We start from the raw sequence: 24,331 nt of genomic DNA, 5'->3' as shown, positions 1-24,331 counted from the left end.
TTATCGCCATAGGTCCTGATTTATGTTCGAAGATCTGTTGCAAACCCTCGGGCTGAGCGCGTTCAGCCTGAAGGGTTTCGGCCCGTTGTTGCTGCAAGGCACCTGGATGACCCTCAAGTTGTCGGTGCTGTCCCTGGCCGTCAGCGTGTTGCTGGGCCTGCTCGGCGCCAGCGCCAAACTCTCCAGCCTGCCCTTCCTGCGCATTCCCGCCCAGCTCTACACCACATTGATTCGCGGTGTACCCGACCTGGTGCTGATGCTGCTGATTTTCTACAGCCTGCAAACCTGGCTGACCGGCCTTACCGATTTTATGGAATGGGAGTACATCGAGATCGACCCATTCAGCGCCGGGGTCATCACCCTGGGCTTTATCTATGGTGCGTACTTCACCGAGACGTTCCGCGGCGCGATCCTTGCCGTGCCCCGTGGCCAGTTGGAAGCCGCCACCGCCTATGGACTCAAGCGCGGGCAGCGGTTCCGCTACGTGACCTTCCCGCAGATGATGCGCTTTGCCCTGCCGGGCATCGGCAATAACTGGATGGTGATGCTCAAGGCCACCGCGCTGGTGTCGATCATCGGCCTGGCCGACCTGGTCAAAGCCGCCCAGGACGCCGGCAAGAGCACCTATCAACTGTTCTATTTCCTGGTGCTGGCCGCCTTGATCTACCTGCTGATCACCAGCGCGTCCAACTTTGTCTTGCGACGCCTGGAACGTCGCTACTCCGCAGGCGCCCGGGAGGCAGTGCGATGATCGAACTCTTGCAGGAATACTGGCGCCCGTTCCTTTACAGCGACGGCCAGCACATCACCGGCCTGGCAATGACTCTGTGGTTACTCAGCGCCGCGCTGATCATCGGCTTTGTCGTGTCGATTCCGCTGTCCATCGCCCGCGTGTCGCGCAGGCGCCTGGTGCGTTGGCCGGTGCAGTTCTACACCTACCTGTTTCGCGGCACGCCGCTCTATATACAGTTGCTGATCTGTTACACCGGCATCTACAGCATCGCCGCCGTGCGTGCTCAACCGGTGCTGGATGCGTTCTTTCGTGATGCGATGAACTGCACGATTCTGGCCTTCGCGCTCAACACCTGCGCCTACACAACGGAGATCTTCGCCGGAGCGATCCGCAGCATGGCCCATGGCGAAGTCGAAGCGGCCAAGGCTTACGGCCTCAGCGGCTGGAAGCTGTACGCGTACGTGATCATGCCTTCGGCGCTGCGCCGCTCGTTGCCCTACTACAGCAACGAAGTGATCCTGATGCTGCACTCGACCACGGTGGCGTTTACCGCCACCATCCCGGACATTCTCAAAGTCGCGCGGGACGCCAACTCGGCCACCTTCATGACCTTTCAATCGTTCGGCATCGCGGCGCTGATCTACCTGGCCGTGACCTTCGCCCTGGTCGGCCTGTTCCGGCTCGCGGAGCGCCGCTGGCTGGCCTTTCTCGGGCCTAGCCACTAAGGAGACCGTATGCGTCATCAGGTACACGAACTGATCGCGCCGGTGCCCGGCACCGCGCGGCAGATTCACAGTTTTCACTTCGGCCCGCCCCAGGCCACGGGCAAGGTGTACATACAGTCATCGCTGCATGCCGACGAACTGCCGGGCATGTTGGTGGCGTGGCACTTGAAGGTGCGCCTGGCCGAATTGGCGGCCGCCGGGCGCTTGGTGAGCGAGATCGTGCTGGTGCCCATCGCCAACCCGGCAGGCCTGGAACAGGTATTGATGGACACCCCGCTGGGCCGTTATGAGCTGGAAAGCGGGCAGAACTTCAATCGCCTGTTTGTCGACCTCAGCGAGGAGGTGGGCGATCAGGTCGAGAACCTGCTCGGTGACGATCCCCAGCACAACGCCGAACTGATCCGCGCTGCACTGAACATGGCGCTGGCCGGGCAGACCGCGGCGACGCAATTGCAATCCCAGCGCCTGGTGCTGCAACGCCTGGCCTGTGATGCGGACATGGTGCTCGACCTGCACTGCGACTTCGAAGCCGTGGCGCACCTGTACACCACGCCTGCCGCCTGGCCGCTGGTGGAACCGCTGGCGCGCTATATCGGCTCGGAGGCCAACTTGCTGGCCACCGACTCCGGCGGGCAGTCCTTCGATGAGTGTTTCACCCTGGTGTGGTGGCAATTGCAGCAACGTTTCGGCGAGCGCTTCCCGATTCCCATGGGCAGCTTTTCGGTGACGGTCGAGCTGCGTGGCCAGGGTGACGTCAACCACGGCCTGGCCAGCCTCGACTGCCAGGCGATCATCAACTACCTGATTCACTTCGGCGCCATTACCGGCGACCCGGCGCCACTGCCCGACCTGCCCTACCCGGCCACCCCGCTGGCGGGCGTTGAGCCGGTGGTCACGCCGGTCGGCGGCCTGCTGGTGTTCAGCGCCCTGCCCGGCGAACACCTGGAAGCCGGGCAACTGCTCGCCGAAATCATCGACCCCATTACCGACCGCGTAACGCCAGTGTACTGCCAAAACGCAGGCCTGCTTTACGCCCGTTCGCTACGCCGCATGGCCACTGCAGGGATGGTCATCGGCCATGTCGCAGGGACCCAGGCCTACCGTAGCGGCTACCTACTTTCGCCTTGAGGATGCACGCCCCATGTACAAATTGACCGTTGAAGGCCTGCATAAAAGCTATGGCGACAATGAGGTGCTCAAAGGTGTTTCGCTCAAGGCCAGGACCGGTGACGTGATCAGCCTGATCGGCGCCAGCGGCTCAGGTAAAAGTACCTTTTTGCGCTGCATCAACTTCCTGGAAACCCCAGACGACGGCGCCATGACCCTTGATGGTCAGCCAATCCGCATGGTCAGCGATCGCCACGGCATGCGCGTGGCCGACGACGCCGAACTGCAGCGCCTGCGCACGCGCCTGGCGATGGTGTTCCAGCACTTCAACCTGTGGAGCCACATGAGCGTGCTGGAAAACATCACCATGGCGCCGCGCCGGGTGCTGGGCTGCAGCAAGAAAGACGCCGAGGATCGCGCCCGCCGCTACCTCGACAAGGTGGGTCTGCCCGCGCGGGTGGCGGACCAATACCCGGCATTTCTCTCCGGTGGGCAGCAACAGCGGGTGGCTATCGCCCGCGCCCTGGCCATGGAGCCGGAGGTCATGTTGTTCGACGAACCCACCTCGGCGCTGGACCCGGAACTGGTCGGCGAAGTACTGAAGGTGATCCAGGGGCTGGCCGAGGAAGGCCGCACCATGATCATGGTGACCCATGAAATGAGCTTTGCGCGCAAGGTGTCGAGCCAGGTGCTGTTCCTGCATAAAGGTCTGGTGGAGGAACAGGGCGCACCCGAGGATGTGCTGGGTAACCCGAAAAGCGAGCGCTTGCAGCAGTTCTTGAGTGGCAATCTGAAGTAAACCTTTGGGGTGCCTGGAGGGTCTGTGGGAATAGACCCTCCGGAATGTCAGCTGCCGTATGGCAAAACCCACCGACTTCGCCAAGCAATGGTTTGCCGCCAAAGGCTGGAAGCCGTTCGCCTTTCAAAAAGCGGTGTGGGCGGCAGTTAAAGACGGCCATTCGGGGTTGCTGCATGCCAGCACCGGCGCCGGTAAAACCTACGCGCTATGGTTTGCCGCGCTCAATCGCTTCGCCGTCACCCGCCCACCGGTCACGGGCAAACGCAAGCCGCCCGCTGAACCGCTGACCGTTTTGTGGATCACGCCGATGCGGGCATTGGCCGCCGACACCGCGCGCGCCCTTGAAGCACCGCTGGAGGCCTTGCAGATTCCTTGGAGTGTCGGCCTGCGCACCGGCGACACCAGCAGCAGCGAGCGTGCACGCCAGACCCGTCGCCAACCGACCGCCCTGGTCACCACCCCGGAAAGCCTGACCCTGATGCTGGCCCGCGCCGACAGCCAGACCAGCCTGGCGCACCTGCGCATGGTGGTAGTGGATGAGTGGCATGAGTTGATCGGCAATAAGCGGGGCGTGCAGCTGCAATTGGCCTTGGCGCGGCTGCGACGCTGGCATCCAGAATTGATGGTGTGGGGGATCTCAGCCACCTTGGGTAATCAAGCCCACGCGCTGGAGGTCTTGGTCCCACACGGCGACGGGATCAATGTGCAGGGGCAGACGGCCAAGCAGTTGATCATCGACACGTTGCTGCCACCGGTTGCCGAGCGTTTCCCGTGGGCCGGGCATATCGGCTTGAAGATGCTGCCGCAGGTGGTGGCCGAAGTGGACGCCAGCAGCAGTTGTCTGGTGTTTACCAACACGCGGGCACAATCGGAAATCTGGTACCAGGCGCTGCTTGAGGCTCGCCCGGACTGGGCGGGGGTGATCGCGCTGCACCACGGTTCGCTGTCGCGGGAAACCCGTGATTGGGTGGAGCGCGCGTTGAAGGAGGGCCATCTCAAAGCGGTGGTGTGCACCTCCAGCCTGGACCTGGGGGTGGATTTTTTACCGGTGGAGCGGGTGTTGCAGATCGGCTCGGCCAAAGGCGTCGCGCGGCTGATGCAACGCGCTGGCCGCTCCGGCCATGCACCGGGCCGGCCGTCGCGGGTGACGCTGGTGCCCACCCACAGCCTGGAATTGGTGGAGGCCGCCGCGGCCCAGGACGCGATTGCCGAACGCCGCATCGAAGCCCGCGAGTCACCCTACAAGCCGCTGGACGTACTCGTACAGCATCTGGTCAGCATGGCCTTGGGCACCGGCTTTACACCCGATGCGTTATTCACCGAAGTGCGCGGCGCGTGGGCGTATCGCGATCTCAGCGCGGCGGATTGGGCCTGGGCGCTGGGGTTTGTGCGCCATGGTGGGCTGTCGCTGACCGCTTATCCGGATTACCGCCGCGTGGAGCCCGATGAACGCGGCGTCTGGCGCGTCCCCGATGCACGCCTGGCGCGCCGCCACCGCATGAGCGTGGGCACCATTGTCAGCGACGCCAGCATCCAGCTGAAATTCTGGAGCAAAGGCGGCGGCGGTAAGAATCTGGGCAGCGTCGAGGAAGGCTTTATCGCGCGGCTCAAGCCCGGTGACGGGTTCCTGTTTGCCGGGCGTTTATTGGAGTTGGTGCGCGTGGAAAACATGACTGCCTACGTGCGTCGCAGCAACGCAAAAAAAGCTGCCGTGCCGCGCTGGAATGGCGGGCGTATGCCGCTTTCAAACGAGCTGGCGCAAGCGGTGGTGGAACGCTTTGACGCTGCCGCCCAGGGGCATTTCGAGGGCCCTGAGATGCACGCGGTGCAACCCCTTTTGCAGACGCAGTTGCGCTGGTCGGGCCTGCCCACGCGCGAACATCTGTTGGCCGAAGCGTTGAAATCCCGGGAGGGGTGGCACCTGTTCCTGTACCCGTTCGCCGGGCGCCAAGTGCATCTGGGACTGGCCAGCTTGCTGGCGTGGCGGGTCAGTCAGGTGCAACCGCTGACCTTCTCCATCGCAGTCAATGATTACGGTTTGGAACTGCTGAGCGCTACGGCGGTAGATTGGCCGGTTGTACTGAACGCAGGGTTGCTCAGCCCGGCAAATCTGCTTGAGGACGTCGCGGCCAGCCTGAACGCAGGAGAGTTGGCCCTGCGCCGCTTTCGTGAAATCGCACGCATCGCCGGGCTGGTGTTCGCCGGCTATCCCGGCGCGCCGAAAAGTACGCGGCAGGTGCAGGCGTCCAGCGGTTTGTTCTTTGAGGTGTTCAAGCAATATGACCCGCAGAACTTGCTACTGACTCAAGCGGGGGAAGAAGTCCTGCGTGACGAGTTGGATATTCGTCGGTTGGAAGAGACATTACTGCGCCTATCGGCGCTGAAATTGGACATGCATGTCATTGATCGGCCCACGCCCTTGGCCTTTCCCTTACTGGTGGAGCGGATGCGCGAAAGCATGAGTTCAGAAAAGCTGTCGGAGCGCATTGCGCGCATGGTCAAGGATCTGGAAAAGGTCGCGGATAACGGAAAACGCTGATGCATTACCCGGTGACGCTTGAGGGGGAAGAACTATGGTTGCTCGCGGACAAGGCCATTTACTGGCCCGCGCGCCAGTGCCTGCTGATTGCCGACGCGCATTTCGGCAAGGCATCGGCCTATCGCAGCCTGGGGCAACCGGTGCCGCAGGGGACCACCACCGAGAACCTGCACCGGCTGGATCGGCTGTTGGCAGCCCTGCCGTGCGCGCAGGTCATCTTTCTCGGTGACTTTCTGCACGGCCCCGGCTCCCACGCCAGCGGCACCTTGAACGCGCTCAGAAGCTGGCGGGCGCGTCATTGCGAGCTGCCCATGACGCTGATTCGTGGCAATCACGATAAGCGCGCGGGGGACCCGCCTGCCGACCTGGGGATCGACGTGGTCAGCGAGCCATTGTTGATGGGGCCGTTTGCCTTGCAACACGAACCGGATGCGCACACCAGCCACCATGTGCTGGCGGGGCATGTGCACCCGGTGTATCGCTTGCGCGGCAAAGGACGCCAGCATCTGCGTCTGCCGTGCTTTCAGTTGGGCGCTCGGGTCAGCGTGCTGCCGGCCTTCGGCGCGTTTACCGGGGGGCATCCTGTGGAGCAAGCCAATGACCACCGAATCTTCGTGATCGGCGATCACCAGGTCTGGCCAGTGCGCTGAGGCAAAGACTGGCCGCTCAGGCTTCAGGCAACAGGTGCGGGTGGCGGCTCATCCGGAAGGGTCGGTTCGCCAGGCTCAGTAGGCTGTGGGTAGTCCGGCTCAGGTTGGCCGGGGATGCCGCCCGCATAGGCGGGATCGGCCATCAGGGACCAGGCCAGCACACCAATCTGGTTGGGTTCCAGCCGGGCAAGTTCTGCGCTGATTCGCGGGTCGATCTTCATAAGGCACTCCTCAAGCGTGGCCCGACGCGTTTTGCACGCGCCGAGGCAGTACACCCAATAGAGTCAATTTCTGCAGACTAATTCCCTTTACGCGTAGGACCTTTCGATCAAGCCCGTGGCAAGGTGACGCCGAGCTGGCCCTGGTACTTGCCGCCACGGTCTTTGTAGGACACTTCACAGGCCTCGTCGGACTGCAAAAACAGCATCTGCGCCACACCTTCGTTGGCGTAGATTTTCGCCGGCAAAGTGGTGGTGTTGGAGAACTCGAGGGTGACGTGGCCTTCCCACTCTGGCTCAAGCGGGGTCACGTTGACGATGATGCCGCAGCGCGCGTAGGTGCTTTTACCGAGACAAATGGTCAGTACGTCGCGGGGAATCCGGAAGAACTCCACGGTGCGTGCCAGGGCAAAGGAGTTAGGGGGAATGATGCACACGTCGCTCTTGATGTCGACGAAGCTCTTTTCGTCGAAGTTTTTCGGATCGACGGTGGCCGAATTGATGTTGGTGAACACCTTGAATTCATCGGCACAACGCACGTCGTAGCCATAGCTGGAAACACCATAGGAAATGACGCGTTCTGCACCTTCACCACGCATCTGGCGCTCGACGAAGGGCTCGATCATGCCGTGCTCTTGCGCCATGCGGCGAATCCACTTGTCCGATTTGATGCTCATGGCGGGTGTCCTGAATAGCGAGGTGGAAAAATTCTGTGTGGCATCTTACCGGGGCCGGCGTTGGGGTTCAAAGGGCGTGGGGCTTTTCTTGGTGAATGTGCCGGCGGCCTTAAGCCTCAGCCAGCGAGGCCGGGGCCCGGATGGCTGCGCGTAGTGAATGCAAATACCACCGCCAGTCACGAAATTAGAGAAACCTTCGGAAATACCATTGGCACGTTCCGGAAAAAGGGTTAAGGTGGCGTCACTGTGTTGCTTGTGTCACTGAGAATCTCTACACGATATGTTGAATTTCGATCCAACCATCTCCAAGAATTTTTCCTGCTCTTTGCACTCAGTCTCGGCCAGGGCTTTTCCTGAGTCGCAGTTAACTTTGTTCAAGGAGTTACACCATGTCTAATCGCCAAACTGGTACCGTTAAGTGGTTCAACGATGAAAAAGGCTTCGGCTTCATCACTCCACAATCCGGTGACGACCTGTTCGTTCACTTCAAAGCTATCCAATCCGACGGCTTCAAAAGCCTGAAAGAAGGCCAACAGGTTTCTTTCATCGCTACCCGCGGTCAGAAAGGCATGCAAGCTGAAGAAGTTCAAGTTATCTAACTTGTACTGACTTAGTCGAAAAGACCCCGCCCTCAAAAGCGGGGTTTTTTTATGCCCGGGGTTTGGCCCGAACGGCAAAGATGTAAGACCGGCATAAAAAAATGTGGGAGCGGACTTGCCCGCTCCCACATTTCGGTCCTGCGTCGCGCTTATTGAAACAACGACTCACTCGACAAGCCATTCTTCTCCAGGATCTCACGCAGGCGCTTGAGCCCCTCTACCTGGATCTGCCGCACACGCTCGCGAGTCAGACCAATCTCCAGGCCTACGTCCTCCAGAGTGCTGCTCTCATGACCACGCAGGCCAAAGCGGCGAATCACCACCTCACGCTGCTTGTCTGTGAGCTCACATAGCCACTGGTCAATGCTTTGGGACAGATCATCGTCCTGCAACAGCTCGCAAGGATCTGTAGGGCGATCATCCGTCAGGGTGTCCAGCAGAGTTTTATCCGAATCCGGGCCCAGCGAGACGTCTACCGAAGACACGCGCTCATTCAGGCCAAGCATACGCTTGACCTCACCTACCGGTTTTTCCAGCAGATTGGCGATCTCTTCGGGAGAAGGTTCATGATCGAGTTTTTGAGTGAGTTCACGCGCTGCCCGCAGGTAGACGTTGAGCTCCTTGACCACATGGATCGGCAACCGGATCGTACGGGTCTGATTCATGATCGCCCGTTCGATGGTCTGGCGAATCCACCAGGTAGCATACGTCGAGAACCGGAAGCCGCGCTCAGGGTCGAACTTCTCCACCGCCCGGATCAGGCCCAGGTTGCCCTCCTCGATCAGATCCAATAGCGACAGTCCACGATTGACATAGCGTCGGGCGATTTTCACCACCAGGCGCAGGTTGCTTTCAATCATGCGTTTGCGCCCAGCCGGATCTCCCTTTTGCGACAAGCGCGCAAAATGGACTTCTTCTTCGGGAGTGAGCAGAGGGGAAAAGCCGATTTCATTGAGATACAACTGGGTAGCATCAAGCGCCCGTGTGTAATCAATGTATTTGTGTTGCTTTAACGCGGTGGAGTTCTTGGATTTGGTGCGAACTGAAGGTGTTGCAGGTCCCTCATTCGACATCGATTCCATTGCGATACCGGTCTCCATAAGGAGAACCTCATCGTCGATGTCAAACTCCGGCGCTTCTTTACTGAGAGCCATTGTTATAGTCCTTTGGTGAGTTCGACCTCAAGCTCAAGCGACGCCTTTATCCTTGGCAACGCTGGAGCCTGTTCCTTCTACGTGAGGGAACAGGCTGGCAACACATCAACGACGGGGTAGGAATTGCAATGGATCTACAGGCTTCCCTTGACGGCGAATCTCAAAGTGCAGTTTCACCCGGTCCGTACCAGTTGACCCCATTTCGGCAATTGTCTGTCCGACTTTGACCTGCTGCCCCTCCCGAACCAACAGCCTGCGGTTATGACCGTAGGCACTGACGTAGGTATCGCTGTGTTTGATGATGACCAGCTCGCCGTAGCCCCGTAAACCACTCCCGGCGTACACCACTGTCCCATCAGACGCAGCTAAAACAGGCTGTCCCAAATCCCCGGCGATATCAATGCCTTTATTCAAACTACCGTTTGAAGAGAATTTTCCAATTAACACGCCGTTCGAAGGCCATCCCCAACCAGTCGGTGCGGGCCCTGCCGGGGGCAACGGGGCGGGGGCCGGCTTGCTTGTCGACGTCGCCGCCGGCGTACCGGCAGGCCGGGTGATGATCGTGGTTTTGCTCGACGAAGATGGCGAGGATCGGGTGTTTGTCACAACTGCCGTAGGTGTAGAACCGGTGCGCCCATCGAAGCGAATCGTCTGACCCGGGTGGATCGTGTACGGCACAGGAATATTGTTACGGGCTGCAAGCGCCTTGTAGTCCCAGCCATAACGGAAGGCGATCGAGAACAGCGTGTCGCCCTTGCGCACCACATATTGCCCGGTGGTCACCGTCGGCTTTTGCGGTGCGGCACTATTGCGGTCAACGACCCGCGCGCCGCTGCTTGGCGAGCTGGAACAGCCTACCAACAAGGAACCGAAGACGAGGCCAAGCACCAGTCGTTGAAAACTTGTTTTACTCATACGCTGCGCAAGACCTGTGAGACTCACCCGCCGCTCCCTTTATGGTGGCTGAACATGTACGCCTGTATCAGGCCTGAAATATGCCGCAAGTATAACTGGGCATTGAAGTTTTACCGGCACACCACTGAAACCAATGATTCAGTGTGTTGAATCGCTGCGTCCATCGTGTTGACTTGATAGACCCCGCCGTAAGACACATCCCCGGCAGCGGAATTCACTGCCGACGAAAATTGATCAAGCCAGCGGGCCGTTGAGCAACGGCACAAAGCGTACGGCGCCGAGCACATGCCGGGAAAAACCGTTTTCTTCGCGCACGATAAGCATCAATTGTTGCACTTCACCCGAGCCCACCGGGATAACCAACCGCCCGCCGGGGGCCAATTGATCGAGCAGCGCTTGCGGAACATCGGTAGCCACGGCGGTCACAATAATGCCGTTGTACGGCGCCAGCGCCGGCCAGCCTTCCCAGCCATCGCCCCAGCGGAATACCACGTTGCGCAGGTTCAGTTCCACCAGGCGTTCCTTGGCGCGATCCTGCAACACCTTGATGCGCTCGACCGAAAACACCCGCTCCACCAACTGCGACAACACCGCCGTCTGGTAGCCGGAGCCGGTGCCGATCTCCAGCACTTTGTCCAGGGGGCCCGCCGCCAGCAGCAGCTCGCTCATGCGCGCCACCATATAAGGCTGGGAGATGGTCTGGTTATGGCCGATGGGCAATGCCGTGTCTTCGTATGCACGATGGGCCAGGGCCTCATCGACGAAGAGATGACGCGGGGTGCGACGGATCACTTCGAGCACCTGGGCGTTGGACAGGCCCTCTTCGTACAGGCGCTGGATCAAACGCTCACGGGTGCGCTGGGAGGTCATCCCGATGCCACGACGCAGCAGGTCGTCTTGTTCACGAGCCATCAGCGCAGCCCCTCCAGCCAGCCATCGAGACCACGGAAGGCGTCACTGAAGGTGCGATCGAGTTGCAACGGGGTAATCGACACATAACCTTGCATCACCGCGTGAAAGTCCGTGCCCTCGCCACCATCTTCGGCATCGCCCGCTGCCGCGATCCAATAGCCTTCCTTGCCACGCGGATCGACCACTTTCAACGGGGCCGCCGCGCGGGCGCGATGGCCCAGCCGTGTCAGTTGAATACCGCGAATGTGATCCAGGGGCAAATTGGGGATATTGACGTTGAGTACCGTGCGCGGCGGCAAGTCCAGCGAACCGTGGGCCTCCACCAGCTTGCGCGCAAAATAGGCAGCGGTGGGCAGGTTGTCCAATTGGCGCGAGGCCAAGGAAAACGCGAACGAGGTACGCCCCAGGAAACGCCCTTCGAGCGCGGCCGCCACGGTACCGGAATACAACACATCGTCACCCAGGTTGGCGCCAAGGTTGATACCCGACACCACCAGGTCCGGCTCATGATCCAGCAAGCTGTTGATCGCCAGGTGCACGCAGTCGGTGGGCGTGCCGTTCACACTGATAAAGCCATTGGCCAGGACCTGCGGGTGCAGCGGACGGTCGAGTGTCAGCGAACTGCTCGCGCCGCTTTTGTCCTGGTCGGGGGCAACCACCACGCACTCGGCGTAATCCTGCAGCGCAGCATAGAGCGCGGCAAGACCGGGTGCGGTGGCACCGTCATCGTTAGATATCAGAATACGCATGGGCTGTCCGTCTGCCCCACCGGCACCAGATCAACAAGCTCGCGCACCAAGACAGTGGCGAAGCATCCGGCCGGCAGGACGAATTCCAATTGCAGAATGTCAGGCCCGGGATAATGCCACGTCAACCCGCCAATGGGCAGCCGCAGAATGCGACGTTCCTGGCTCATGCCGGCATTCACCAGCCAATCACGCAGGTCGGCCTCACCGGCCGCGATGGCCTGTTCGAGTTCATGGGTAGCACCTGTCGCGGGCGAATCACCCTCGCCCCACTGCGGCCCGGTGGGGTGCAGGTCCAGGATCGCCAGGCGTGGGTCGCTGCATTCCGCCTCGCCCGCCGGGAAAAAACTGCGGCTGTCGGTGAACGCCAGCAGGTCTCCGACCTGAGCCCGCTGCCAGGAGCCATCGGCGACACGTGCCGCCAGCACCTTGTTAAACAGGAAGCTGCGCGCGGTGGACAGCAACCGCGAACGCACGTTGCGCTGTTCCGGCAAGGCCTTGCGGGCCGCCCACTCGCGTGCGTCCACGACGTTGCCGCCGTTATGACCAAAACGCTGGGCGCCGAAGTAATTGGGGATGCCGTGTTGTGCAATCTGTTGCAGGCGCGCGTCGATGGCGGCGGTATCACCGACCAACTGAGTAAGACGCAACGTAAAGCCGTTGGCCGAGTGCGCACCGCGCTGCAATTTGCGCCTGTGGCGGACGGTTTTAAGGATCTTGAGCGTGTCGTCCTGCGCAGCGCTCATATCCGGGTCAGCCTTGCCCGGCAGTTGCACACTGAACCATTGGCGGGTCAGCGCCTGTCGATCCTTGAGCCCGGCATAGCTGACGGTGCGCAGCGGCACGCCGGCGGCCTTGGCGATACGGCGGGCCGCTTCCTCCGTGTTGAGGCCGCGTTTTTCCACCCACAGCCACAGGTGCTCGCCGTCGCCGCTCAGCGGGATATCCAGTACTTCGTCGACCTGAAAATCTTCGGCAGTGGCCTTCAGGACCGCGCTGCCCAGGGCCTCGCCGTAGGCACGCGGACCCAGCAGTTCCAGATCATTCATGCGCGCAGCAACAAGGCGACGGAGTGCACCGCGATGCCCTCTTCACGACCGGTGAACCCGAGCTTTTCGGTGGTGGTGGCTTTCACGTTCACTTGATCCAATTCTATGTGCAGGTCTGCGGCAATCACTGCGCGCATCGACTCGATATGGGGCGCCATTTTCGGCGCCTGGGCCACGATGGTGTTGTCGACGTTAGCGACTTTCCAGCCTTTGGCATGGATAAGGCCCACCACATGGCGCAGCAATACACGGCTGTCCGCGCCCTTGAAAGTAGGGTCGGTGTCCGGAAAGTGCTTGCCGATGTCACCCAACGCCGCCGCGCCGAGCAAGGCATCGCTCAAGGCGTGCAACACAACATCGCCGTCGGAATGAGCCAGCAACCCATGGTGGTGCGCAATGCGCACACCGCCCAGGGTGATGAAATCGCCTTCAGCGAAACGGTGCACATCGTAGCCGTGGCCAATACGCATAAAAAAACGCCCCGATTTAATTCAGGGCGTGATTCTACCTACTTTTGCCTCACATTAACCGAGCAAAGCACGGCCATGGTGTCGCAAATGGTCTTCGATGAAGCTGGCGATGAAGAAGTAGCTGTGGTCGTAGCCGGGTTGCAGGCGCAGTTCGAGCGGATGCTTGGCCGCTTTGGCTGCTTGCTGCAGGGCTTCTGGCTTGAGTTGCACGGCGAGGAAATCGTCGCGGTCGCCCTGATCCACCAGCAGCGGCAGCTTTTCCGAGGCTTCGCTGATCAACACGCAGGCATCCCATTCGCGCCACTTCGAGCGTTCTTCGCCCAGGTAACGGGAAAAGGCTTTCTGGCCCCAGGGGCAATCCATCGGGTTGTTGATCGGCGAAAACGCCGACACCGAGAGGTAACGCCCAGGGTTGCGCAGAGCACACACCAATGCTCCGTGACCGCCCATGGAGTGGCCGCTGATACCGCGCTTGCCCGACGCCGGGAAATGCGCTTCCACCAATGCAGGTAATTCCTGCACCACGTAGTCATGCATCCGGTAATGCTTGGCCCAGGGTTCCTGGGTGGCATTCAGATAAAACCCGGCCCCCAGGCCAAAATCCCAGGCGTTATCAGGGTCGCCCGGCACGCCGGGACCACGTGGGCTGGTGTCGGGCGCAACGATGATCAGCCCCAGTTCGGCAGCCATGCGCTGAGCGCCGGCCTTCTGCATGAAATTCTCATCGGTGCAGGTCAACCCGGACAGCCAGTACAGCACCGGCAGCTTGCCGCCCTGCTCCGCTTGCGGCGGCAGGTACACAGCAAAGGTCATGTCGCAACCGAGCACATCGGAATGATGCTTGTAGCGTTTGTGCCAGCCACCGAAGCTTTTCTGGCACGACAGGTTTTCCAGACTCATGGGATGCTCCCAACTGCAAGCCGAAAGCTACAAGCCGCATGTGGGCGTAAACCCTCTTGCAGCTTGACGCTTGCAACTTGCCGCTGCTTCAAAAATGAATGACGGTACGAATGCTCTTGCCTTCATGCATCAGGTCAAACGCTTTGTTGATATCTTCCAGGCCCATGGTGTGGGTGATGAAGGTATCCAGCGGGATTTCACCGGTCTGGGCCATTTCCACGTAGCTAGGCAATTCCGTACGGCCACGCACGCCGCCGAAGGCCGAACCGCGCCAGACGCGACCGGTCACCAACTGGAAAGGTCGAGTAGAGATTTCCTGCCCGGCACCGGCCACACCGATAATCACCGACTCGCCCCAGCCTTTGTGGCAGCACTCGAGGGCCGCGCGCATCAGTTGCACGTTGCCGATGCACTCGAAGGAAAAGTCCACACCACCGTCAGTCAAATCGACGATCACGTCCTGGATCGGGCGGTCGTAGTCTTTTGGGTTGATGCAATCGGTGGCACCCAATTGCTTGGCGATTTCAAACTTGGCCGGGTTGATATCGATCGCGATGATGCGACCGGCCTTGGCCTTGACCGCACCGATCACAGCCGACAGGCCTATACCGCCAAGACCGAAGATGGCCACGGTGTCGCCCGGCTTGACCTTGGCGGTATTGATCACCGCACCAATGCCGGTGGTGACGCCGCAACCGAGCAGGCAGACTTTTTCCAGCGGTGCCTCTTTAGGAATCTTGGCCACGGAAATTTCCGGCAGCACGGTGTACTCCGAGAAGGTCGAGGTCCCCATGTAGTGGAAAATCGGCTGGCCCTTGTAGGAAAAACGCGTGGTGCCGTCGGGCATCAGGCCTTTACCCTGGGTGGAGCGAATGGCCTGGCACAGGTTGGTCTTGCCCGACAGGCAGAATTTGCACTTGCCGCATTCCGGGGTGTACAGCGGAATCACATGATCACCCACGGCAACCGAGGTGACGCCCTCGCCGATCGCTTCAACCACAGCGCCGCCTTCGTGACCCAGGATCGACGGGAAGATGCCTTCCGGGTCCGCGCCCGACAGGGTGTAGGCGTCGGTGTGGCATACGCCGGAAGCCACCACGCGCAGCAGGACTTCACCCGCCTTGGGCATGGCAACATCCACTTCAACGATCTCCAGCGGTTTTTTGGCTTCAAAGGCGACAGCGGCGCGTGACTTGATCATCCGGGTTTCTCCAGGGGCTTAAAAGTGAGAACGGCAGTGTAAAACAGCGCCCAGTGATTAATAATCCGGCACAAAGCAAAACATTATTGCCTTACAGGGATAATCATCATGTTGGAGAACCGCTGGGAAGGCATCGATGAATTTGTCGCGGTGGCCGAATGCAGCCAGTTCACTGCCGCCGCCGAACGCCTGGGCGTTTCCTCGTCCCATATCAGCCGTCAGGTCGCGCGCCTGGAAGAGCGCCTGCAAACACGCTTGTTGTACCGCAGCACCCGCAAAGTGACGCTGACCGAAGCCGGGCAAACCTTCCTCCAGCATTGCCAACGACTGCAAGACGGACGCGAAGAAGCGCTGCGCGCGGTGGGCGACCTGACCAGTGAACCCAAGGGCATGCTGCGCATGACCTGTGCCGTGGCGTACGGCGAGCGGTTTATCGTGCCGTTGGTGACGCGCTTCATGGGGCTTTACCCGCAGTTGCGGGTGGACATCGAACTGAGCAACCGCCAACTCGACCTCGTGCACGAGGGTTTGGACCTGGCGATTCGCCTGGGACGCCTTTCAGACTCGAGGATGGTTGCCAGCCGCCTGGCGCCACGGCGCATGTACCTCTGCGCGTCGCCGTCCTACCTCGAACGGTACGGCCGCCCGCATAGTTTGTCGGAGTTGAGCCGACATAACTGCCTGATCGGCAGTTCGGACGTCTGGCAACTGGCCCAGGATGGGCGGGAGTTTTCTCAGCGAGTGCAGGGAAACTGGCGTTGCAACAGTGGGCAGGCGGTGTTGGAGGCCGCATTGCAAGGCGTGGGGTTGTGCCAGCTGCCCGACTATTACGTGCTGCAGCACTTGCACAGCGGGGCGCTGGTGTCGCTGCTGGAAGCGCATCAGCCGCCGAATACGGCGGTGTGGGCGCTGTATCCGCAGCAGCGGCATTTGTCGCCCAAAGTTCGAAAGTTGGTGGACTTTTTGAAGGAGGGCTTGGCTGGACGGCCGGAGTACAGCAGTTGATCGCTCACTGAAGGGGCGACGCGGCAACTGATTAACGCCGGTTAACCCAGCGCAACCGCAACCACTCAAGATCCTCCTGCCGGGTCACCTTGATATTGTCCGACCGCCCTTCGATCAGGCGTGGCGCCTGGCCGGACCATTCCATGGCCGAGGCTTCGTCGGTGATAACCGCGTCGGCCACCAGGCTGTCGGCCAATGCGCGGTGCAAGGCACCGAGGCGGAACATTTGCGGCGTGTAGGCTTGCCAGATCAAGCTGCGATCCACGGTTTCCACCACGCGGCCGTGCTTGTCGACACGCTTGAGGGTGTCACGGGCCGGCACCGCCAGCAGACCACCGACAGGATCATCAGCCAGTTCGCTTAACAGTTTGTCGAGATCATCACGGCTCAAATTGGGCCGGGCAGCATCATGCACCAGCACCCAGTCGTCATCACTGGCGCCCAGGGCGTTCAAGTGCAGCAGTGCATTGAGTACCGAGCCCGAGCGCTCTGAACCGCCGTCTGCGCGCTGGATACGCGGGTCAACAGAACAGGCCAGCGTGGGCCAATAGGGATCATCCGGAGCAAGACTGACCACCAGGCCCTTGAGCGCTGGATGGTCGAGAAAACAGCAGAGACTGTGTTCGAGAATAGTGCGCCCGCCCAACTGCAAATATTGCTTGGGACGGTCCGCGGCCATACGGGCACCGACGCCCGCGGCAGGAATCACGGCCCAGAAGGCCGGCAAGCTGTTGCTCATTGGGCCAACTGGTAGAGGGTCTCGCCCTCCTTGACCATGCCCAACTCATGGCGCGCCCGCTCTTCAACAGTCTCCGTGCCTTTTTTCAGCTCAAGCACTTCGGCGTAGAGCACGCGATTGCGCTCCAGCAGGCGTTCGTTTTCGGCGCGCTGGTCGGCAATTTGCTGGGTCAGGTCTTTTACCTGGGCAAAGCTGCCATTACCCACCCATAGGCGGTACTGCAGGCCAGCCAGCAACAAGAGCAAGACGAGGAACAACCAATTGGGACTGCGCATCGAATATCGGGTATCCAGTGAAAAAAGACAGCCATGCAAAACTTTTGAAGCAACTGATAGCACGAAGCCTGGAAGAACCAGGCTTGTGCTTGATAGCCATCAGATTAACGCCGAAATGTTCACTATCGTGAATTTTCCGACGCAATCCGCTGACTTTTTTACTGCTCAGCGATCAGCCGCGAAACTCGCCGCGACCGTTGTACTTGGCTTTGCCACCCAATTGCTCTTCGATGCGCAGCAATTGGTTGTACTTGGAAACGCGATCGGAACGGCACAGGGAACCGGTCTTGATCTGGCCTGCCGAGGTGCCCACAGCCAGGTCGGCAATGGTCGAGTCTTCGGTTTCGCCGGAACGGTGGGAGATCACCGCGGTGTAGCCCGCAGCCTTGGCCATCTGGATCGCTTCCAGGGTTTCGGTCAGGGTGCCGATCTGGTTGAACTTGATCAGGATCGAGTTGGCGATCTTTTTGTCGATGCCTTCTTTCAGGATCTTGGTGTTGGTCACGAACAAGTCGTCGCCCACCAGCTGGATTTTCTCGCCGATTTTATCGGTGAGGATCTTCCAGCCGTCCCAGTCGGACTCGTCCAGGCCGTCTTCGATCGAGATGATCGGGTAGCGCTGGGTCAGGCCCTTCAGGTATTCGGCAAAACCTTCGGAGTTGAACACCTGGCCTTCGCCGGACAGGTTGTACTTGCCGTCTTCATAGAACTCGCTGGCCGCGCAGTCCAGAGCCAGGGTCACGTCGGTGCCCAGCTTGTAGCCGGCATTGGCCACGGCTTCGGAGATCACTTTCAGTGCATCTTCGTTGGACGCCAGGTTGGGCGCGAAACCACCTTCGTCACCCACTGCGGTGCTCAGGCCACGGGCCTTCAGCACAGCCTTGAGGTGATGGAAAATCTCGGTGCCCATGCGCAGGCCTTCGGAGAAGGTCTTGGCGCCAACCGGCTGCACCATGAATTCCTGGATATCGACGTTGTTATCGGCGTGCTCGCCACCGTTGATGATGTTCATCATCGGTACCGGCATCGAGTACACACCCGGCGTGCCGTTCAGGTTGGCGATGTGCGCGTACAGCGGCAGGTCCTGGTCCTGGGCGGCCGCCTTGGCTGCGGCCAGGGACACGGCGAGGATGGCGTTCGCGCCCAGGCTACCTTTGTTTTCGGTGCCGTCGAGCTTGATCATCGCGTGGTCCAGGGCTTTTTGGTCCAGCGGGTCCTTGCCCAGCAGCAGGTCACGAATCGGGCCGTTAATGTTGGCTACAGCCTTGAGTACACCCTTGCCCAGGTAACGGCTCTTGTCGCCATCACGCAGTTCCAGCGCTTCGCGCGAACCGGTGGAAGCACCGGACGGCGCGCAGGCGCTGCCGATGATGCCGTTATCGAGAAGCACGTCGGCTTCGACGGTGGGGTTGCCACGGGAGTCGAGAACTTCACGACCTTTGATGTCGACGATTTTTGCCATTGTTGTAAACACTCCAAAGTTGACGAAAACGACGCAGCTGAAGGGAAACTTTTGACCGACCGCAAGGGTGGAACAACGGGGCAGGCTTGCAGGCGACAAGGCTCAGGCCCGAGGGCCTGAGCAGAAAACGTGGGAAAGTCTACCGGAGAAACGCGGCTTACGCGGTCTCTACCGTCGGAAAACTCTTGACCAGTTCGTCCAGTTGCTTGAGCTGGGCCAGGAATGGCTCCAGTTTGTCCAGGCGCAGGGCGCATGGGCCGTCGCATTTGGCGTTATCCGGGTCCGGATGGGCTTCCAGGAACAGGCCGGCCAGGGACTGGCTGATGCCCGCCTTGGCCAGGTCCAGCACCTGGGCACGGCGCCCACCAGCGGAATCGGCACGACCACCGGGCATTTGCAGCGCGTGGGTCACGTCGAAGAACACCGGGTATTCGAACTGCTTCATGATGCCGAAACCAAGCATGTCCACCACGAGGTTGTTGTAGCCGAAGCTCGAACCGCGCTCGCACAGGATCAACTGGTCGTTACCCGCTTCCACGCACTTGTTCAGGATGTGTTTCATTTCCTGAGGCGCGAGGAACTGGGCTTTCTTGATATTGATCACAGCGCCGGTCCTGGCCATCGCCACGACCAGATCGGTCTGGCGCGACAAGAAGGCCGGCAACTGGATGATGTCGCACACCTCGGCGACGACCGCGGCCTGTTCAGGCTCGTGCACGTCGGTAATGATCGGCACGCCGAAGGCTTGCTTGATGTCCTGGAAGATCCGCATGCCTTCTTCAAGACCTGGGCCGCGATAGGAGGTCACGGACGAACGGTTGGCCTTGTCGAAGCTGGCCTTGAACACGTAAGGGATACCGAGTTTCTCGGTAACCTTGACGTACGCTTCACAGACCTGCATCGCCATGTCGCGGCTTTCCAGTACGTTCATGCCGCCAAACAGCACCATGGGCTTGTCGTTGGCAATCTCGATGTCGCCTACGCGAATGATCTTCTGGGCCATCAGGTTTACGCCTTCTTCTGATGTTGCGTCAGTGCGGCTTTAACGAAACCGCTGAACAACGGGTGACCGTCACGTGGAGTCGAGGTGAACTCCGGGTGGAACTGGCAGGCGACGAACCATGGATGATCCGGTGCTTCAACCACTTCAACCAGCGCGCCATCACCGGAGCGACCGGAAATTTTCAGGCCGGCTTCTTTAATCTGCGGCAGCAGGTTGTTGTTCACTTCGTAACGGTGACGGTGACGCTCGACGATCACGTCCTTGCCGTAGCAATCGTGAACCAGAGAACCCTGTTCCAGCAGGCAGTCCTGTGCGCCAAGCCGCATGGTGCCGCCCAGGTCGGAGCTTTCGGTACGGGTCTCAACGGCGCCGGTGGCGTCTTCCCACTCAGTGATCAGGCCCACGACCGGGTGGCCGCTCTTGCTGTCGAACTCGGTGGAGTTGGCGTCTTTCCAGCCCAGCACGTTACGGGCGAACTCGATAACGGCCACTTGCATGCCCAGGCAGATCCCCAGGTACGGCACCTTGTTCTCACGAGCGTACTGCACGGCGGTGATCTTGCCTTCCACGCCACGCAGGCCGAAACCGCCGGGTACGAGGATTGCATCGACACCCTCGAGCAGCGCAGTGCCCTGGTTCTCGATGTCTTCGGAGTCGATGTAGCGCAGGTTGACCTTGGTACGGTTGCTGATACCGGCGTGGCTCATCGCTTCGATAAGCGACTTGTATGCATCCAGCAGTTCCATGTACTTGCCGACCATGGCGATGGTGACTTCGTGCTCCGGATTGAGCTTGGCGTCGACCACGGCTTCCCACTCGGACAAGTCAGCGCCATTGCACTGCAGGCCAAAACGCTCAACCACGAAATCGTCCAGGCCTTGCGAATGCAGGATGCCGGGGATTTTGTAGATGGTGTCGGCGTCTTCCAGGGCAATCACCGCGCGTTCTTCAACGTTAGTGAACTGCGCGATCTTGCGACGCGAGGAGATGTCGATCGGGTGATCCGAGCGGCACACCAGCACGTCCGGTTGCAGACCAATGGAACGCAGTTCCTTGACCGAGTGCTGGGTAGGCTTGGTTTTGGTTTCGCCGGCGGTGGCGATGTACGGCACCAAGGTCAGGTGCATCAGCATCGCGCGCTTGGCGCCGACTTCGAAACGCAATTGGCGGATGGCTTCGAGGAACGGCTGGGATTCGATGTCACCCACGGTGCCACCGATCTCGACCATCGCCACGTCGGCATCGCCGGCACCCTTGATGATGCGGCGCTTGATTTCGTCGGTGATGTGCGGGATTACCTGGATGGTTGCACCCAGGTAGTCACCACGACGCTCTTTGCGCAGCACGTGCTCGTAGACACGGCCGGTGGTGAAGTTGTTGTTCTGGGTCATGGTCGTGCGGATGAACCGCTCGTAGTGGCCCAGGTCCAGGTCGGTCTCGGCGCCGTCGTGTGTGACGAACACTTCACCGTGCTGGAACGGGCTCATGGTGCCCGGGTCGACGTTGATGTACGGGTCCAGCTTGAGCATGGTGACTTTAAGCCCCCGCGCCTCCAGGATGGCCGCCAATGAAGCGGAGGCAATGCCTTTCCCCAATGAAGAAACAACACCGCCCGTGACGAATATGTAGCGCGTCATGAAAAACCCTAGAAGTCTGCGTTAAAGCGGTCCGAGCCGCCGGGGAAAGCGAAGAGAGGCCGAAGCCCCCGATCACCTGCATTAATCACAGTGCACCTTTCAAAAAAACCGCCGCGTTGTGACAGACCAGCAATGAAACACCGGTACGTTGATCGCTACACATTTTTTGGAATCGCCCAGCAAAGACTGCTTGGTAATCGGCAACTCCTGCGATTCAGGCGAATCCACAGAAGTTGTATCAAGAAGGGAGCGTAGTCTACCGGAAAGGCTCTATCAGCTCAAACCTTGATCGCAGGTCTGTGGCATCCAATGTAATTGCCAGCCTTCAGTCGTGACCGCCCAAGATCCAGCAACGCTGGGCACACCCAGCAATTGCTCGCCACGATACAGCAGCGGCAATCTGCCACGGACGAAGCCCGGCAGCCCACTTTCGTTGAGTAGGCGCTTCAAGTCACGCCGACCCCGACCGGGCACTTCGAGGATTTCACCGCCTTGGCGATAGCGAACCGTCAACGGTCCTGCGGGCACTTGGCCAATCAGTTCCAAGCGGCCATTGCCGGGTAACTCTAGTGGGCTTTGCGGATCGGGCCAGCTCACCGTTGCGTGGGAAAATTCCGACCATTCACGCGGCAACCACCAGATGCGCCCGCCGCCGCGCTGCAACTCGCCGTCGGCCAGGCGCCACAGTGGCTGTGCATCGCCCTTGGCATCGCGCAGGCAATGCCAGCCGGACCAGTGGTCGCTGTCGGGTAAACGTGTAAGCGGAGTCAGCCAGTAACGCAAGGCGTTGCGCTGACGGGCATCGGAAAGCTCACGCAGTGACGCAACGGCCAGTGACGGCAGGGGCAGCCAGGCAAAGGGCGAAGGTTGGTCTGCGACCTCAAGGTCCATACGGGCCAAGTCATCCAGTAGCCCCTGGGCTTCACTGAGGTGTTCAGCGGCGCGCGCCAGACTGGGGACGGTTTGAGGCCAGCGCGCCGTCAGCATCGGGAACACGTGTTGCCGCAGGTAGTTACGCGAAAAGCGCAGGTCCGTGTTGGACGGGTCTTCGATCCACTGCAGTTGGTGCTCGCGGGCATACACGTGCAGCTCAACGCGCGACACACCCAATAACGGCCGCAGCAGGTAACCACCCGCCAACGGCCGACACACGGGCATTGCCGACAGCCCGCGCACGCCCGCCCCACGCAACAGACGGAACAATAAGGTTTCGGCCTGATCCTCGCGGTGCTGGCCCGTCAGCAGCGCCTCCCCTGCTCCCGTCACCTCTTCGAACGCCTGATAGCGCGCATCACGGGCCGCGCGCTCAAGGCTGGCGCCTGGCTGCACGTGCACATGCATCACCCGCAACGGCACGCCCAGGCGGTCACATACCGCTTGGCAATGAGCCGGCCAGGCATCGGCTGCCGCTTGCAGGCCATGATGCACATGGACCGCTCTGAGAGGCGGCAGCGTTTCGGTCGTTGCAAGGGAGGCCAGCAGGTGCAGCAAGACGGTGGAATCGAGCCCACCAGAGAAGGCGATATGCCAGGCCGGGGCGTTGCGCCAGGGAGCCAGGGCTTGCAGGAGTTTGGCGGGGAGCAGGGGTTTCATCAGATGTACCGCCCCCGACCCTGGATACGTTCGACTATGGGTTCCTCTGAACCCATAGGGCTGCTTCGCAGCCCAGCGCGGGCGGTGCGACGATTCGACAAGCCCGCTCACCAAGGCGGGCCACGTCCACATTTAGAACGGACTTTACAGACCGTAGCTCATCAGGCGCTCATAACGACGGGCCAGCAGTGCTTCGTTATCCAGCTTCTTGAGCATCGCCAACTGCGAACCCAGTTCAGCACGGATGGTGGCAGCAGCAGCGGCAGGATCGCGGTGGGCGCCGCCCAACGGCTCGGCGATCACTTTGTCCACGATACCCAGGCCCTTGAGGCGATCGGCGGTGATGCCCATGGCTTCGGCAGCGTCCGGCGCCTTGTCGGCGGTTTTCCACAAAATCGAGGCGCAACCTTCCGGCGAGATCACCGCGTAGGTCGAATATTGCAGCATGTTCAGTTGGTCGCAGACACCAATGGCCAGTGCACCGCCAGAACCACCTTCACCGATCACGGTGGCGATGATCGGGGTTTTCAGGCGGGACATGACGCGCAGGTTCCAGGCAATCGCTTCGCTCTGGTTGCGCTCTTCGGCGTCGATGCCTGGGTAAGCCCCTGGCGTATCGATGAAGGTCAGGATTGGCATCTTGAAACGCTCAGCCATTTCCATCAGGCGGCAGGCCTTGCGGTAGCCTTCCGGACGCGGCATGCCGAAGTTGCGGCGCACTTTCTCACGCACTTCACGGCCTTTCTGGTGACCGATAACCATGACTGGCTGGTCGTCCAAACGCGCGATGCCACCCACGATGGCCGCGTCGTCGGAGAAGTGACGATCGCCGTGCAGCTCGTCGAATTCGGTGAAGATATGCTGAATGTAGTCCAGGGTGTACGGACGGCGCGGGTGGCGAGCCAGGCGCGCAATCTGCCAGCTGGTCAGCTTGCCGAAGATGTCTTCGGTGAGCGTGCTGCTCTTGTCTTGCAGGCGGGCGATCTCATCGCCGATATTCAGCGAATTGTCATTGCCGACCAGGCGCAGCTCTTCGATCTTGGCTTGCAGGTCAGCGATCGGCTGTTCGAAATCAAGAAAATTCGGGTTCATAAGCGTCCGTCTTGGGTCGACGGCCAGGGCGTGCCCGGCCAGCCGGTTGTCTATTCGCGCCCTACCTTAAGGGAGAGGCGCGTTTAGGTCGAGATTAAATGTTCAGTCGAGATCAGGCGAAATGCTATCAC

The 24,331-nt window shown here is 60.5% G+C and carries 25 protein-coding genes; 8 read left to right on the top strand and 17 right to left on the bottom strand.

Annotated elements, in window-relative coordinates; genetic code table 11:
- Positions 1-22 precede the first annotated feature (22 nt).
- Genes PSH59_RS06375 through pdeM form a run of 6 tightly spaced genes read left to right on the top strand, consistent with a single transcriptional unit; the run spans position 23 to position 6,553 of the window.
- Positions 23-751, top strand: coding sequence for an ABC transporter permease (locus PSH59_RS06375; protein WP_003172331.1), 729 nt, complete (start codon positions 23-25; stop codon positions 749-751).
- A complete protein-coding gene (locus PSH59_RS06370) occupies positions 748-1,458 on the top strand; it encodes an ABC transporter permease (RefSeq protein WP_305394578.1) in 711 nt (236 codons plus the stop codon). Before PSH59_RS06375 ends, PSH59_RS06370 begins: the two co-directional genes overlap by 4 nt.
- A gap of 9 nt (positions 1,459-1,467) precedes the next feature.
- Complete coding sequence (locus tag PSH59_RS06365) at positions 1,468-2,586, top strand: succinylglutamate desuccinylase/aspartoacylase family protein (RefSeq protein ID WP_248083818.1); 1,119 nt, start codon at positions 1,468-1,470, stop codon at positions 2,584-2,586.
- Between the two features lie 13 nt (positions 2,587-2,599).
- Positions 2,600-3,364, top strand: a complete 765-nt coding sequence (locus PSH59_RS06360) for an ABC transporter ATP-binding protein (RefSeq protein ID WP_305394577.1) — start codon at positions 2,600-2,602, stop codon at positions 3,362-3,364.
- A gap of 58 nt (positions 3,365-3,422) precedes the next feature.
- Positions 3,423-5,903 (top strand): ligase-associated DNA damage response DEXH box helicase, encoded by a 2,481-nt coding sequence (locus tag PSH59_RS06355; RefSeq protein ID WP_305394576.1) that lies wholly within the window; start codon positions 3,423-3,425, stop codon positions 5,901-5,903.
- Positions 5,903-6,553 (top strand): ligase-associated DNA damage response endonuclease PdeM, encoded by a 651-nt coding sequence (gene pdeM / locus PSH59_RS06350; RefSeq protein ID WP_305394575.1) that lies wholly within the window; start codon positions 5,903-5,905, stop codon positions 6,551-6,553. The genes PSH59_RS06355 and pdeM overlap by 1 nt, the downstream gene beginning before the upstream one ends.
- 23 nt (positions 6,554-6,576) lie before the next feature.
- Here pdeM and PSH59_RS06345 read toward each other — a convergent pair whose 3' ends face one another.
- Positions 6,577-6,774: a hypothetical protein gene (locus PSH59_RS06345; RefSeq protein WP_010212420.1), complete on the bottom strand. Its 198-nt coding sequence runs from the start codon at positions 6,772-6,774 to the stop codon at positions 6,577-6,579.
- 107 nt (positions 6,775-6,881) lie between these two features.
- Positions 6,882-7,448, bottom strand: coding sequence for a dCTP deaminase (gene dcd, locus PSH59_RS06340; RefSeq protein WP_248083814.1), 567 nt, complete (start codon positions 7,446-7,448; stop codon positions 6,882-6,884).
- 389 nt (positions 7,449-7,837) lie between these two features.
- Between dcd and PSH59_RS06335 the strand changes: the two genes are divergently transcribed.
- Entirely contained in the window at positions 7,838-8,047 is a 210-nt protein-coding gene (locus PSH59_RS06335; protein ID WP_002554837.1) for a cold-shock protein, read from the top strand.
- 149 nt (positions 8,048-8,196) lie between these two features.
- Here PSH59_RS06335 and rpoS read toward each other — a convergent pair whose 3' ends face one another.
- From rpoS to PSH59_RS06295, 8 genes are all read right to left on the bottom strand, one after another.
- Entirely contained in the window at positions 8,197-9,201 is a 1,005-nt protein-coding gene (rpoS, locus tag PSH59_RS06330) for an RNA polymerase sigma factor RpoS (RefSeq protein ID WP_248083813.1), read from the bottom strand.
- A 105-nt stretch (positions 9,202-9,306) separates the two neighbouring features.
- Positions 9,307-10,143, bottom strand: a complete 837-nt coding sequence (locus PSH59_RS06325; RefSeq protein WP_305394574.1) for a peptidoglycan DD-metalloendopeptidase family protein — start codon at positions 10,141-10,143, stop codon at positions 9,307-9,309.
- Between the two features lie 207 nt (positions 10,144-10,350).
- Positions 10,351-10,986: a protein-L-isoaspartate(D-aspartate) O-methyltransferase gene (locus PSH59_RS06320; protein WP_248083845.1), complete on the bottom strand. Its 636-nt coding sequence runs from the start codon at positions 10,984-10,986 to the stop codon at positions 10,351-10,353.
- Positions 10,987-11,027: 41 nt separating this feature from the next.
- Positions 11,028-11,777: a 5'/3'-nucleotidase SurE gene (gene surE, locus PSH59_RS06315; RefSeq protein ID WP_305394573.1), complete on the bottom strand. Its 750-nt coding sequence runs from the start codon at positions 11,775-11,777 to the stop codon at positions 11,028-11,030.
- Positions 11,765-12,823, bottom strand: coding sequence for a tRNA pseudouridine(13) synthase TruD (truD, locus tag PSH59_RS06310; protein ID WP_305394572.1), 1,059 nt, complete (start codon positions 12,821-12,823; stop codon positions 11,765-11,767). The genes surE and truD overlap by 13 nt, the downstream gene beginning before the upstream one ends.
- Entirely contained in the window at positions 12,820-13,293 is a 474-nt protein-coding gene (gene ispF, locus PSH59_RS06305) for a 2-C-methyl-D-erythritol 2,4-cyclodiphosphate synthase (RefSeq protein ID WP_248083809.1), read from the bottom strand. The genes truD and ispF overlap by 4 nt, the downstream gene beginning before the upstream one ends.
- A gap of 54 nt (positions 13,294-13,347) precedes the next feature.
- Positions 13,348-14,193, bottom strand: coding sequence for an S-formylglutathione hydrolase (fghA, locus tag PSH59_RS06300; RefSeq protein WP_248083808.1), 846 nt, complete (start codon positions 14,191-14,193; stop codon positions 13,348-13,350).
- Positions 14,194-14,281: 88 nt separating this feature from the next.
- Positions 14,282-15,394, bottom strand: coding sequence for an S-(hydroxymethyl)glutathione dehydrogenase/class III alcohol dehydrogenase (locus PSH59_RS06295; protein WP_017137160.1), 1,113 nt, complete (start codon positions 15,392-15,394; stop codon positions 14,282-14,284).
- A gap of 108 nt (positions 15,395-15,502) precedes the next feature.
- Here PSH59_RS06295 and PSH59_RS06290 point away from each other — a divergent pair, with 108 nt between their 5' ends.
- Positions 15,503-16,399 (top strand): LysR substrate-binding domain-containing protein, encoded by an 897-nt coding sequence (locus PSH59_RS06290; protein WP_305394571.1) that lies wholly within the window; start codon positions 15,503-15,505, stop codon positions 16,397-16,399.
- 31 nt (positions 16,400-16,430) lie between these two features.
- Here the strand turns inward: PSH59_RS06290 and ispD are convergent, their stop codons facing one another.
- From ispD to PSH59_RS06255, 7 genes are all read right to left on the bottom strand, one after another.
- Positions 16,431-17,138, bottom strand: a complete 708-nt coding sequence (gene ispD / locus PSH59_RS06285) for a 2-C-methyl-D-erythritol 4-phosphate cytidylyltransferase (protein ID WP_305394570.1) — start codon at positions 17,136-17,138, stop codon at positions 16,431-16,433.
- Positions 17,135-17,413 (bottom strand): cell division protein FtsB, encoded by a 279-nt coding sequence (gene ftsB, locus PSH59_RS06280; protein WP_248083805.1) that lies wholly within the window; start codon positions 17,411-17,413, stop codon positions 17,135-17,137. The genes ispD and ftsB overlap by 4 nt, the downstream gene beginning before the upstream one ends.
- Before the next feature lie 172 nt (positions 17,414-17,585).
- Complete coding sequence (gene eno / locus PSH59_RS06275) at positions 17,586-18,875, bottom strand: phosphopyruvate hydratase (RefSeq protein WP_029297253.1); 1,290 nt, start codon at positions 18,873-18,875, stop codon at positions 17,586-17,588.
- 157 nt (positions 18,876-19,032) lie between these two features.
- Positions 19,033-19,878: a 3-deoxy-8-phosphooctulonate synthase gene (gene kdsA / locus PSH59_RS06270; protein ID WP_248083804.1), complete on the bottom strand. Its 846-nt coding sequence runs from the start codon at positions 19,876-19,878 to the stop codon at positions 19,033-19,035.
- 5 nt (positions 19,879-19,883) lie between these two features.
- On the bottom strand, positions 19,884-21,515 hold the full coding sequence (locus tag PSH59_RS06265; RefSeq protein WP_248083803.1) for a CTP synthase: 1,632 nt from the start codon (positions 21,513-21,515) through the stop codon (positions 19,884-19,886).
- Positions 21,516-21,788: 273 nt separating this feature from the next.
- Positions 21,789-23,108: a tRNA lysidine(34) synthetase TilS gene (gene tilS / locus PSH59_RS06260; RefSeq protein ID WP_305394569.1), complete on the bottom strand. Its 1,320-nt coding sequence runs from the start codon at positions 23,106-23,108 to the stop codon at positions 21,789-21,791.
- A gap of 144 nt (positions 23,109-23,252) precedes the next feature.
- Complete coding sequence (locus PSH59_RS06255) at positions 23,253-24,200, bottom strand: acetyl-CoA carboxylase carboxyltransferase subunit alpha (RefSeq protein WP_248083801.1); 948 nt, start codon at positions 24,198-24,200, stop codon at positions 23,253-23,255.
- Between the last annotated feature and the right edge of the window lie 131 nt (positions 24,201-24,331).

Origin of the sequence: Pseudomonas sp. FP2309, assembly GCF_030687575.1 — a bacterium.
Lineage (GTDB): Bacteria > Pseudomonadota > Gammaproteobacteria > Pseudomonadales > Pseudomonadaceae > Aquipseudomonas.
The sequence above is the reverse complement of the archived record's forward strand: the minus strand, read 5'-3'. Positions and strand labels throughout refer to the sequence as shown.